Annotated in this window: 11 protein-coding genes; 4 read left to right on the top strand and 7 right to left on the bottom strand. The window is 42.5% G+C overall.

All coding sequences use genetic code 11. The features are described from left to right. Positions 1-71 precede the first annotated feature (71 nt). From MHH61_RS10430 to MHH61_RS10420, 3 genes are all read left to right on the top strand, one after another. The gene (locus MHH61_RS10430; protein WP_024427212.1) at positions 72-1,052 is read left to right on the top strand and encodes a glutaminase; all 981 of its coding nucleotides are present in this window, start codon (positions 72-74) and stop codon (positions 1,050-1,052) included. 33 nt (positions 1,053-1,085) lie between these two features. Beyond that, on the top strand, positions 1,086-2,513 hold the full coding sequence (locus tag MHH61_RS10425; protein ID WP_024427211.1) for a sodium:alanine symporter family protein: 1,428 nt from the start codon (positions 1,086-1,088) through the stop codon (positions 2,511-2,513). Between the two features lie 118 nt (positions 2,514-2,631). Next, positions 2,632-3,782 (top strand): IS3 family transposase gene (locus tag MHH61_RS10420; RefSeq protein WP_327831716.1). Its coding sequence is split into 2 segments (ribosomal slippage): positions 2,632-2,905 and positions 2,905-3,782, totalling 1,152 coding nucleotides; the frame shifts between segments, so codons are not numbered across the junction. 60 nt (positions 3,783-3,842) lie between these two features. Here the strand turns inward: MHH61_RS10420 and MHH61_RS10415 are convergent. The 4 genes from MHH61_RS10415 to MHH61_RS10400 all read right to left on the bottom strand — a co-directional run bounded on the left by MHH61_RS10415 (position 3,843) and on the right by MHH61_RS10400 (position 8,404). Beyond that, positions 3,843-4,703 carry an alpha/beta fold hydrolase gene (locus tag MHH61_RS10415; RefSeq protein ID WP_024427419.1) on the bottom strand — a complete coding sequence of 287 codons (861 nt, stop codon included), beginning with the start codon at positions 4,701-4,703 and terminating at the stop codon, positions 3,843-3,845. A 277-nt stretch (positions 4,704-4,980) separates the two neighbouring features. Beyond that, positions 4,981-5,346, bottom strand: coding sequence for a glyoxalase/bleomycin resistance/extradiol dioxygenase family protein (locus tag MHH61_RS10410; RefSeq protein ID WP_024424379.1), 366 nt, complete (start codon positions 5,344-5,346; stop codon positions 4,981-4,983). Between the two features lie 100 nt (positions 5,347-5,446). Further along, on the bottom strand, positions 5,447-6,829 hold the full coding sequence (locus MHH61_RS10405) for an amino acid permease (RefSeq protein ID WP_125587551.1): 1,383 nt from the start codon (positions 6,827-6,829) through the stop codon (positions 5,447-5,449). A 66-nt stretch (positions 6,830-6,895) separates the two neighbouring features. Next, complete coding sequence (locus MHH61_RS10400; protein ID WP_025092524.1) at positions 6,896-8,404, bottom strand: class I adenylate-forming enzyme family protein; 1,509 nt, start codon at positions 8,402-8,404, stop codon at positions 6,896-6,898. Positions 8,405-8,665: 261 nt separating this feature from the next. Here MHH61_RS10400 and MHH61_RS10395 point away from each other — a divergent pair, with 261 nt between their 5' ends. Then, a complete protein-coding gene (locus MHH61_RS10395) occupies positions 8,666-9,103 on the top strand; it encodes a MarR family winged helix-turn-helix transcriptional regulator (RefSeq protein WP_012008812.1) in 438 nt (145 codons plus the stop codon). 22 nt (positions 9,104-9,125) lie between these two features. Here the strand turns inward: MHH61_RS10395 and MHH61_RS10390 are convergent, their stop codons facing one another. From MHH61_RS10390 to MHH61_RS10380, 3 genes are all read right to left on the bottom strand, one after another. After that, positions 9,126-10,259 (bottom strand): zinc-dependent alcohol dehydrogenase, encoded by a 1,134-nt coding sequence (locus MHH61_RS10390; RefSeq protein WP_024424382.1) that lies wholly within the window; start codon positions 10,257-10,259, stop codon positions 9,126-9,128. Positions 10,260-10,417: 158 nt separating this feature from the next. Further along, on the bottom strand, positions 10,418-11,440 hold the full coding sequence (locus MHH61_RS10385) for a quercetin 2,3-dioxygenase (protein ID WP_125587552.1): 1,023 nt from the start codon (positions 11,438-11,440) through the stop codon (positions 10,418-10,420). A gap of 80 nt (positions 11,441-11,520) precedes the next feature. Then, the gene (locus tag MHH61_RS10380; protein WP_024424384.1) at positions 11,521-12,093 is read right to left on the bottom strand and encodes a TetR/AcrR family transcriptional regulator; all 573 of its coding nucleotides are present in this window, start codon (positions 12,091-12,093) and stop codon (positions 11,521-11,523) included. Between the last annotated feature and the right edge of the window lie 20 nt (positions 12,094-12,113).

The raw sequence follows: 12,113 nt of genomic DNA, 5'->3' as shown, positions 1-12,113 counted from the left end.
CTATTTGATCGCATTTTTTGTCATCCGCCAATTCAATAGGGTACTTTTTGATTTTTGATTGGAGGAATCGTATGAAAACAGCAATTTCTAAAAATACACAACACGCATGCCAGTCTTCTGTTGATCAATGGGCAGAAGAAATACGTCCGTATTACACAAACGGGCAGAATGCTGGCTACATTCCAGCACTTGGAAAAGTGAATTCCTCTCAACTTGGTATCAGCGTGATAGGCCCAGATGGATCATCTGTACGATATGGTGATTGGGACGTTCCCTTTACCCTGCAAAGTATCTCAAAAGTCATCAGCTTTATAGCTGCCTGTTTAGGAAGAGGCGTACCTTACGTCTTGGATCGGGTAGATGTAGAGCCAACTGGTGATGCATTTAATTCCATCTACCGTCTTGAGATGCATAAACCAGGGAAGCCCTTTAATCCAATGATTAATGCTGGAGCTATTACCGTATCCTCCATCCTTCCCGGAAAGACTTCTACAGAAAAGCTAGCATATATTTTCGATTTAATCGAAAACTTAATAGGTAAGCGTCCTTCTGTTAATGAAGAGGTTTATCAATCAGAATGGGCAACTGCACATCGAAATCGGGCACTTGCTTATTATTTAAAGGAAACCAATTATTTAGAATCGGATGTCGAGGACACGTTAGAAGTGTATTTAAAGCAATGTTCCATCGAGGTTACAACAGAGGACATCGCCTTGATTGGACTGATTATATCAAGTGATGGCTACCATCCCTTTAAACAAGTCCAAGTCATCCCAAAGGATATCGCTAGACTAACAAAGGCATTGATGCTGACATGCGGCATGTATAATGCGTCTGGGAATTTTGCTGCTTTTGTAGGCGTTCCAGCCAAAAGTGGTGTGTCTGGAGGAATTATGGCTTGCGTTCCGCCAAGCGCAAGAAGAGAGTTCCCGTTTCAGACAGGCTGTGGAATTGGCATTTACGGTCCTGCCATTGACGATTGCGGAAATAGTATTACCGGTGTCATGATGCTGAAAAAGCTCGCCAAAGAGTGGGATCTCAGTATTTTTTAAAAAGAACAGTGATGAATTCGAAGAGGTGATGTTATGAACGAAAAAGCTTTGCTATCTTATTTAACACATACAAATGATTTTATTTGGACTTATATTGTGATTGCTCTGTTACTTGGTGTTGGGGTGTACTTCACATATAGAACACGCTTCCTGCAAGTGAGAATGATCAAAGAAATGCTGCGTGTCCTGAAGGAAGGAAGAAAAGAAAAAGAGGGAATATCACCGTTCCAAGCATTTGCCATCAGTATGGCAGCACGTGTAGGGACAGGGAATATCACAGGGATTGCTATCGCTATTGCCATTGGCGGCCCTGGTGCCATCTTTTGGATGTGGATCGTAGCCATTATCGGATCTGCTTCAAGTTTCGTTGAAAGTACACTAGCTCAAGTATATAAAGTAAAAGACAAAACAGGTTTCCGCGGTGGACCTGCTTATTACATGGAAAAAGGGTTAAACAAGCGCTGGATGGGGATTTTATTTGCGATCCTGATTACGATTTCTTTTGGAATCGTCTTTAATGCGGTTCAATCAAATACGATCACTGTCGCTTTTAAAAACTCCTTCGGTTTAGACCGTTTAACCGTCGGTATTGTGATGGCTGTCATTTTTGCAGCGATCATTTTCAAAGGAATCCAAGCGATCGCAAAGGCTTCTGAATACATTGTCGTTGTGCTTGCGGTTGCTTACATCGGAATTGCGTTCTTTGTTATTGTCACAAATATCACGGAACTTCCTGGTGTCATCAGCACGATTGTGAAACACGCCTTCGGGTTTGAACAGTTTGCTGGCGGTACGCTAGGCGGTGCCTTATTACAAGGGATTAAACGCGGTCTCTTCTCAAATGAAGCCGGTATGGGTAGTGCACCTAACGCAGCAGCAACGGCTGTCACAAGCCACCCTGTTAAACAAGGATTAATCCAAGCATTCGGCGTGTTAACAGATACGTTAATTATTTGTACAAGCACAGCCTTCCTTGTTCTGTTTTCTGATGCGTATAAAACAACAAACCTGCAAGGAATTGAATTAACACAGGCTTCTCTTAGTCAGCATATTGGACCATGGGCCTCTGGCTTCCTTGCCATCATGATTTTCCTATTCGCGTTTAGTACATTGATCGGTAACTATTACTATGGGGAAACGAACATTGAATTCCTTGGAGCGAACAAAATTTGGCTTAACATCTATCGAATTGCCGTTATTGGAATGGTTCTGTTCGGTGCGGTTGCCACTGTTCCTCTCGTTTGGGGTCTAGCCGATCTCTTCATGGGACTCATGGTCATCGTCAACCTCATCGCCATTACCATGCTGTCTAAGGTCGCCTTCGCAGCACTGAAGGACTACACGAGACAGAAAAAAGAAGGCAAAGATCCTGTTTTCTATAAAAATGCCGTTCCAAACAATGAGAAAATTGAATGCTGGGACGACGAACCTGCTGCATTGAAAAAGAATCAAATCGGATAAATCAAAAAAGCTCTGGTCAACTGGGGACTGACCCCATAAGATGAGACAAATAAAAAACACCTTCAAGTTTGAAAACGGATCGTTGTGATCCGAAATAAAACATGGAGGTGTTTTTTCTATGGGGACAAGAGTGAGTTATCCGGTTGAAGTCAAACAGAAGGCTGTAGAAATGAGATTGGCAGGCGTATCAATGAAAGAGATTTTGCGGGAATTGAATATCAAAAATAAAACGCAGGTTCAGACATGGGTGAGGTGGCATAAGGCTGGGGATACACACCGGTTCGAACAGCCTGTTGGAAAACAATATACCCATAGAAAGGGTCCCGAGTACTCTTCCGAATTAGAGAGACTGCAGGCAGAAAATCGCTATCTGAGTCAACAGAATGAAGTTTTAAAAAAGTACAACGAATTGGAAAGGAAGTTGATAAGGAAACGTCAATCAAACTGGTAGAAGAATTGTGCAAAACAATGACAGTACAGGACATCTGTGTCCATTTAGGCGTCTCACGCGCTTCGTACTATAGATGGAAAAAGAATCTGAATCAGAATCATTCTAAAAGACAACTAGAGAAACAAATCGGCACGTTGTGCCGAGAGCACAAGTATCGATATGGATACCGAAAAATCACAGCCTTACTAAAAGTGAGAATGCTTATTAACCATAAAACTGTTCAACGTATCATGCAGAAAAACCAGTGGCAGTGCCGGGTTAAAATGAAAAAGCGTAAGAAAAATGGGCAGCCCTATGCTGTGGCTGGTAATATACTGGATCGGAGCTTTCAGTCTGATCGCCCTCTTGAAAAACTAGTAACGGACATCACGTATTTGCCTTATGGACAGAAACAATTGTACCTTTCCAGTATATTGGATTTATATAATGGAGAAGTGATTGCGTTTACGATTGGTGATAAGCAGGACACAGACTTTATTTTAAACACACTTGATCAGCTCCCAGCACTGCCTGAAAACTGTGTGTTACATAGCGACCAAGGTTCTGTGTATACATCTTACGAGTATCAGAAAGCTGTTCATATAAAAGGCATTACCATGAGCATGTCCCGTAAAGGGACGCCCGCTGATAATGCCTCCATCGAATCGTTTCATTCCTCGCTAAAGTCTGAAACGTTCTATCTTAACAGCATTGATCGAACTACGACCACCATCGTAGAACGCACTGTCAAAGAATACATTTATTATTATAACAACATTCGTATTCAAACAAAACTAAACAACCAATCACCGATCAACTATCGGCAATTGGCTGTATAAAGGTGTTTTGATCCCTGTCTCAAAAACGGGGGTCAGTCCCATTGATCAGAGCTTTTTTCTTTATGTCAAAAATTCAAGTATGAGTTTGTTGACGACCTCTGGTTTCTCATGATTGATCCAATGAGAGGCATCATCGACAAAGATCAGCTGGCCATTTGGACAGATCTTTATCGTTTCCTTCGCTAGCTTTCTGCTTAAAAATTTGTCCTCCATCCCCCAGATCATGCGAACAGGGACGAGAATTCGTTTGGAAATTGGCTTTTCAAAGCCGCCTTTTTTGATGGCTCGGTACCAATTCAGCATTGAGGTCAAGGCGCCTGGCTGTGTCCAAGCGAGCTTGTAGCTTGAGACATCTTCCTTCGTGAACAAATGTGGTCTTGCCGTCAGCCCAATGGCTTCATCCAGCTTTTGAAAATGATTTTCTTGAAGTGCTGCCTCTGGAGCATTCGGAAGCTGAAAAAAAGCGATATAGGAGCTTTTCTTCCACTGCGGCGGATAAAAAGGAAGAACCTTCATCATCACCCGCGGATGCGGCATATTGACAATGATTAATTTCTCGACATATTGAGAACGGGTTGAAGCCAAATGCCAAGCAACAGCTCCGCCCCAGTCATGTCCGCCGACAATCGCCTTTTGGTTCGGGCTCAGCGTCTTGATCAAACCCACAATATCATCTCTCAGTTTATCTAATACGTAGGATTCGACTCCTTCTGGCTTGTCACTTAGATGGTAGCCTCTTTGATCAGGAACAACAACACGATAGCCTGCCTCAGCCAAGGGGATGATTTGATTTTTCCAGCCGTACCAAAACTCAGGAAACCCGTGGAGCAGCACAAGCAGCGGGCCATTTTCTGGTCCAGCCATTGCTGTATGAAGTGTTACACCATTTGTTTGGATTGATTGAAACTCAATTTGTTCCATTCCTTTGCCACCCTTCTCCTTGTCCTTTTATTCTTCCAACATAGCATATTTTCCATTTTTCAGAAAATAAAAACACTCACAAAAAAACCTTCACACTCGTGAAGGTACAGATTGTTGACAAAGGGCTAAAATGATCTTGATTTTAGCCCTTTGTCTTCCTTTCAGCGTGATAGAAAACCTTTGAAGTCTAGGAAGGACGAGCACCGGAGCGCAGACCTGACACCGAATGCGAGGGTTTGTCTACACGCTGAAACTTCACACTCGTGAAGGTCTTCGTCTATTTCATATAATTCAGAACCCAGATCAACCCATTTTTCCGGTCCTGTACTTGTCCGTGAAGTGCGCCAAAGAAGGTATCCTGTAATTCGACCAGTACATCTCCATCAGCTTCCAGCGCTTCATAGACAGCCTTTAGTTCTTCTTCATTGTCAAACTGCATGATCAATCTGAGATTCTCTGGCTTTGGCGTGCGTCCAAATGTATCTGAAAAATGAAGCAGTGATTCCCCAAGATGCAATTCAGCATGCAGGACACGGTCCTGGTGTTCATTTAAGATATGAATATCCCCACCAAAAATCCCTTGATAATATTGAAGAGATTCTTTCACATCTTCTACAACAATATAAGGACTAACACTAATCATATCCCTCATCCTCCTCTTGTTCCGTTCATCATCTCTTTTATAGCTTATCCCAAATCGTATGAAAAAAGGCACAAATCGTCAACGGATTTGCACCTTTTTCTCATGAAGATTTCGCTAATTCACTATGTTTGTTTGAATACGCTGCATACATGACGACACCGATTAACAGCCAAACCCCAAAGTAAAGCCACGTCCGGCCTGGTAAGTTGAGCATAAGGAACAAGCAGCAGCCCATTGAAATAATCGGCAAAACCGGCACAAAAGGAACCCTGAAGCCCCTCTCAAGCTGCTGATGTGTCTTTCTCAAAATAAGCACAGATAAACTGACCATGGCAAACGTTAATAACGCACCGATATTCGCTAAGTTGGACAGATCCTTCAATTCAATAAAGCCTGAAATAACAGCTGTCATTCCGCCAATCATCCATATGCTAGCAACAGGCGTATCGCTTTTGTTTGTTTTTGAAAACACTTTAGGCAAAAGTCCGTCTCGGCCCATCGCATAGGCAATTCGAGTTGCTGCATAATTATTGGCGAAAATCACAGCCATCAATCCAATGACTGCACCAACAGAAATAATACCAGCCACGCTATTTTGATGTACACTTTGCAGGACATAGGACATAGCCTCTGTGACATTCAGCTGTGTATAGTGCACCATGCCTGTCATGACCAAACAAACGACAATGTAAATGATCGTACAAATAAGTAATGAACCTATGATCCCAATTGGCAGGTTCCGCTGCGGATTTTTCACCTCCTCTGCTGAAGCAGAAATTGCATCAAACCCTAAAAAGGCAAAAAATACAGCAGCAGCACCGGCAATGACACCTTCTGCGCCAAACGGCATAAACGGCTGCCAATTGGATGGCTGTACATAAAAGCCGCCTACTACAATGAAAAGAACAATAATACCGAGTTTCACAAATACCATGATATTATTAAATTTTTTACTTTCCTTCGTTCCTCTAGATAAGATCCACGCAATCAGTAAAGCAATGATAATCGCCGGCAGATTCATATATCCGCCTTGCTCCGGCCCCGCTAAAAATTGATGCGGAATCGAAATTCCAAATCCCTCAAGCAGGCTGTTGAAATAACTCGACCAGCCGCTGGCGACAGCTGAAGCAGTCAGCATATAAACAGACAATAAGGTCCAGCCCATCAAATGGCCTACAAGCTCGCCCATGGTCGTATATGAATAAATGTACGCACTGCCGAATACAGGAAGCGCTGAAGCCATTTCTGCATAACAAAGTGCTGCCAAACTGCACACAATGGCTGCAATCGCAAAGGAGAAAATAACAGCCGGTCCTGCATCCTTAGCCGCTGTTATACCAGTTAACACCATAACCCCTGTGCCAATCACTGCCCCTATACCAAGAAGCGTGAGATCTAGCCCGCCCAGTGTTTTCTTTACCCTTTGCTGTCTGCTCTGTTCCAACAAATCGTGAACGTGTTTCTTACGAAGAATATGTCGCAAACCCTTTCCCTCCAAAACGTTAGAAAAACAAAAAATCATTCAAATTTCATTATAGCAGAATAGGTACTAAGCATTCACAACCAATTCACGTAAATCTTTCTTCATAATTTTACCAAGCTTGTTTTTTGGCAGATCACTGATGAAATGAATGGATGGCACTTTGTAATCTGCCAAACGTTCCTGACAATAGTTCACCACATCTTCTTCGCAGAAATCGGCGGATTCGTCTTTTACGATATATGCACTTGGCACTTCACCATATAATTCGTCCGGCACCCCGATGACAGCTGATTCAATCACACCTGGAATTTGTTCAATGACTTCTTCTACTTGATCAGGATAGATATTATCTCCACCGTATAAAATCACATCTTTGTATCTGCCTGTGATAAATAGAAAACCGTCTTCGTCTAGATAGCCTGCATCTCCCATATGGAACCAGCCATCTTTGAGCACCTTCGCAGTAGCGTCAGGCTGGTGATAATAGCCTAAGAAATAAAATGGGCTTCTCATGACGACTTCGCCAATTTCTCCAGCTGGCAGTGTTTCCTCAGTCTCAGGATGAACGATTTTCACTTCTACATCTGGATCCACTTTACCAGCAGAGCCCATTTTATCCTCGCCCATCGCAGGATGCCACGCACTGACAACCCATGCTTCCGTGCTTCCGTAGCCATGCATCATCTGAATGCCTGCTTCTTTGTAGTCCTTAATCAAACGGACCGGCACCTTCGTACCGCCAGAAATCGCAATTTCAAAGGATGAAAGGTCATACGAACCGCGCTTCATTTCTTCCAGCATGTACGTATAAGCTGATGGGAAAGCCATCATGAACGTTATTCTTTCTTTTTCGATCGTTTCTAAAATGCGCTTCGGCGTTGCATCATGTAAGAAAACAAGTGTATACCCTTCAATGGCAGCAGCGATCAGATGATTAATTGAACTCATATGATAGAGAGGGTGACTCGCCAAGTACCGTTTCCCTTTCAAGTCAAATCCTCGATTCCCGCGTCTTGTTAAAAATTGATAGATTCGTCCATGTCCGACCATACAGCCTTTTGGATTCCCCGTTGTCCCAGAGGTAAATAAGATCATCGCTAGATCCTCTTCTGATACCTCTTCCGCAAGATCACTGCCATCATTTGAAGCCAATATGTCTTCAAACAGCTGCGTTGTTTTCGCATTTACACCAGATTCCACCATGAGGCAGTTGTCTAAAGACACATTCACCGCAGCAATCACATCACGGAATTCTCGGTCAAAAAATAAAGCCTTTGGCTCTGCTTTTTTCAAAATACCTTCCAGCTCAAAAGAAGTAAGCTGCCAGCTAAGCGGAACTGCGACTGCACCTGCTTTAATGGCTGCCAGCATAATCGTTGAAAAGTGATGATGGTTTTGACAAATAAAGCAAACGCGGTCACCTTTTCGAATTCCTTTTTGATTTAAGTAATGTGCAAGCTGGTCGATGCGTTTTGCATATTCTTCAAATGTATAAGACACCCCTCCGCCAGTTACCGCCTCAATTTGTGAAGAGCGCTCCATTCTGTCGTTTAGTAATGCCTGTAAAGTATTCAATATCTTCATCTCCAAACGTTTGATTTCCAATAGCCAATTTCCAGCGAATTGGGTTGGCAGATTTTATCTCATTCACATTCTAAAATAAAAACAGCTGAAAGTAAAATCATTTCATTTTGGAATTGTTCTTTATATTAATTGATAATATAGGTAATTTTATAGCCGTCTTCCATTTTGGTTTAAATCATGTTGATTATTATGATAAGATAGACCTAGTAATTGATCGGAAATGCGAATGCAATAGGAAAAGAGGTATGGAGAATGCAACATTTCGAGCTAGAGGCAAGTTTGTTAGACCATGCACTGACAAAGTATTTAAAGGCGACGAAACAAATAGATGAAGAAAATATTCCGAAAAACGTCACGAATGTTAAAGGGTTTATTTTACGTATCATCTACCGCCATCAATCATGTACTGTGAAAAATATTCTGCAGGAAGTTTCATTATCTCCCTCTGCAACAACAACCGCTCTCAATCACTTAGAAGACGAAGGGCTGATCATCCGCTCTCGAAATAATAATGACCGCCGTACTGTATGGATTGAACTCTCTGAATCGGGTGAACAAATTGCTAAACAAATGATCGACAATCGCCAGCTGCTTGTGAATCAATTGTTCAACCACCTTTCAGAGGAAGATAAAAAAACATTTTTTGAATTAATCGAAAAAATGATGGACGAGCACACATTAAAGGCTTAGGAATACTCCTAAGCCTTCTTTTTTATGGCTTTAAAACGACCTTTATACAATCATCCTGTTTGTCATTGAAGATGTGGTACGCATGAGCTGCTTCATCTAATGGTAATTTGTGAGTGATAATGGCTCTGGGATCAATTTCACCGCTTGTCACTTTTTGATAGAGCTTTGACATGTATCCTCTCGCCGGGGCTTGGCCCATTTTCAGGGTGACGTTTCTTGCGAAAAAAGCGCCTAATGGAAACATGTTGTACAGGCCGCCGTACACACCCGTCATCTGCACTGTTCCACATTTGCGAACGGCTTTTGTGGCAATTTGAATGGGTCCAATCGTTCCGCCTTGGAGTTTGAGCTTTTGCTCAATTTTTTCAAGCGGCGACTTCTTTCCATCCATTCCCACACAATCAATCACAACATCAGCCCCGCCCTTGGTAAGCTCCTTTAATGTTTCTCCCATGTCGGGATCTTCTGTAAAGTCAAAGACCTCAACGCCGCTCATTCGTTTTGCATGCCGCAGGCGGTAATCAATGTAATCGACGGCAATCACACGTTCTGCTCCTTTTTGCCAAGCAAATTGCTGTGCCATTAACCCAACAGGTCCGCAGCCTAGCACGATGACCGTATCGCCTTTTTTCACACCTGCGTGCTCTACACTCCAATAGGCGGTTGGCAGGACATCTGATAAGAACAGCAATTGTTCATCCTCCAGCTCACAATCCTCTGGAATCTTAAACGGTGTATAGTTGCCAAAAGGTACGCGTAAATACTCTGCCTGTCCTCCGGGGTAATTCCCATATTTCTCACTATAGCCAAAAAGTCCACCTGAATCGTAGTGCGGGTTTGAGTTGTCACATTGGCTTTCTAAGTGATGATCGCAATATTGGCATTTACCACATGCAACTGTAAATGGAATGACGACACGGTCTCCCTTTTTTACGGCTGTGACATCCGGGCCAACTTCCTCCACAATCCCCATTGGTTCATGCCCAATCACATAGCCGATTGGAAGCGGGAAATTCCCCTGATACAAATGTAAATCTGATCCACAAATTGCTGTTGATGTAATACGTATGATCACATCTTCCCGATCTTGAATCGACGGTGCATCTACTTTCTTCACTGCAATGCTATTTTTCCCTTGATAAGTAACAGCTCTCACATGGATTTCCTCCTTTAGCTCAAGTCATCTTTACATAGCTTCACCTTGAATGAATGGTTCATTCATCAAATGAGAAATTTATGTGGAGGAGGCAAAAAACAAAAAAAGCCTGTCGATTGTTTCGACAGACTCATGATGTCGTGTAACGCGTTACACACTTATTCCTTTTCGACAAAAAACAAATCATATTGAGTTGAAGTCTCCCGATTGAACATGAAATTCCCTTCTTGAATAAAATAGGGGCATATACTTGGGCTTGGAGATTCTTCAAACTGCTCATACACCTGCTCAATTTCTCCTGGAAGCAGCAAAACCAACATTTTATTTGAATGAGACACAAATTCATAAGAGTGGATCGTATCTGGCGGGATATAGGCAAAGTCACCCGGCATCAAGCAAATCTCCTCTCCGTTCAAATGAAGGTTCATCTTCCCTTCAACACAATAGATTGCTTCTGTATGAACTTGATGATAATGCGGCGGGAAATATTTCTCCTTCGCTCCTTCAACCACAAAATGACTGAATCCGCCTCCAGTTGTTTCTACTGTTGCAATCAGCTCATGAATCTGACCATCAATGATGTATTGCTTCCCTTCACCAGCCTCTAATACATAAGGCTGTACCTCGTGAGGAAGCTGACTATGAAATAAAACGGAGGGCCTCGTTGTATTAGACAGTTCTCTGATTCCATGCATCAGGATGATATCGCTTTCTTTTTCAGCCTGCTGAAAACAGGATGCATCGAAAGCATGATGAGTCATAGACCATTCATTCTGAAAAAGCCTCTTCCCAATTTGCTGATAGACATCTGTCATTTTTCCACCCAGCGTATATGAAATAAATCTTGTTTTATGACTATGCATTCTGTAGCCATGAATCGTTTTGGGCGGGATATGAATATAATCAAAGGCTGTGACCATGTATTTTTTACCGTCCAGCATCACTTCAAGCTTTCCTTCCAGCACAAAAATGGTTTCAAATAAGTGCTCATGACAGTGCAGCGGGAAATAAGCTCCTTTCCCACCTGTGATTAAGGCAAGCTCAAACAGCTGATTCGTTTGATTTGCTTCTGCCAGCATATGAACAAGCTGATTCTCCAGCCCATACAGCTTTCCGGAACCAGACACGGTATAAAAAGAGGTACCTTCGGATTGCTTCATCGATTGCGGTTGCTCCGACATCCCATCACTCCTCATGACAAATTGACTATCTATATTATATAGACCAATTGATATAATAGATAGACAATATGCGAGAGATTTTACTCTTCTCGCATAAATAAGTGTCTAAGGTAACTTTTTACGTGTTCTAAAGGGGTCGTTTGTTTGAGTGCAGTGGTCATCGATAAACCCCCGATGACCATTGAGTGAAGGAGAGAAGCCAGCTCATCCGCTTTGTTTTCTTCATACCCGCTGTTCATTAGCTTTTCTTTTACAAGCTCCTGCCAGCGGATCATTTCTTGTTTGCATGCAGCATGAAGCTGCGCGTTTTCAGGCTTGGACTCTGCCGCAAGCAAGACAATTGGAATCCCTCTTTCACTTTCTTTCTCCATAAATCCTCGAATGATCTTTGTCATAAAACGATCGATGGCGATATAAGGGTCATCCGAATAGGCAAAGCCTTCTTCAATTTGATTGATGACCTTTTGACTAATGTATTCAACAGATGCAATGGCCAGCTCTTCTTTTCCATTTGGAAAGTAATAATAAAGAGAGCCTTTAGGTGTGCCGCTCTCTCTGATAATTTGATTCAATCCTGTCGCATGGTATCCCTGTTTACGTAAAAGAAGTGCTGCCGTTTGAATGATTTTGTCCTTCGTACTCACGTGTGACACTCTTTTCCCTCCATAGACCA

The organism is Bacillus sp. FSL K6-3154 (assembly GCF_040869395.1).
Lineage (GTDB): Bacteria > Bacillota > Bacilli > Bacillales > Bacillaceae > Bacillus > Bacillus safensis.
Note: the sequence above shows the minus strand (reverse complement) of the source record. Positions and strands in the feature narration are given on the sequence as shown.

Excerpts from the sequence above, each read along its gene's own strand:
- MHH61_RS10430 (WP_024427212.1), top strand. The coding sequence starts at position 72 with ATGAAAACAGCAATTTCTAAAAATACACAACACGCATGCCAGTCTTCT.
- MHH61_RS10425 (WP_024427211.1), top strand. The coding sequence starts at position 1,086 with ATGAACGAAAAAGCTTTGCTATCTTATTTAACACATACAAATGATTTT.
- MHH61_RS10415 (WP_024427419.1), bottom strand. The coding sequence starts at position 4,703 with ATGGAACAAATTGAGTTTCAATCAATCCAAACAAATGGTGTAACACTT.
- MHH61_RS10410 (WP_024424379.1), bottom strand. The coding sequence starts at position 5,346 with ATGATTAGTGTTAGTCCTTATATTGTTGTAGAAGATGTGAAAGAATCT.
- MHH61_RS10395 (WP_012008812.1), top strand. The coding sequence starts at position 8,666 with ATGCAACATTTCGAGCTAGAGGCAAGTTTGTTAGACCATGCACTGACA.
- MHH61_RS10385 (WP_125587552.1), bottom strand. The coding sequence starts at position 11,440 with ATGTCGGAGCAACCGCAATCGATGAAGCAATCCGAAGGTACCTCTTTT.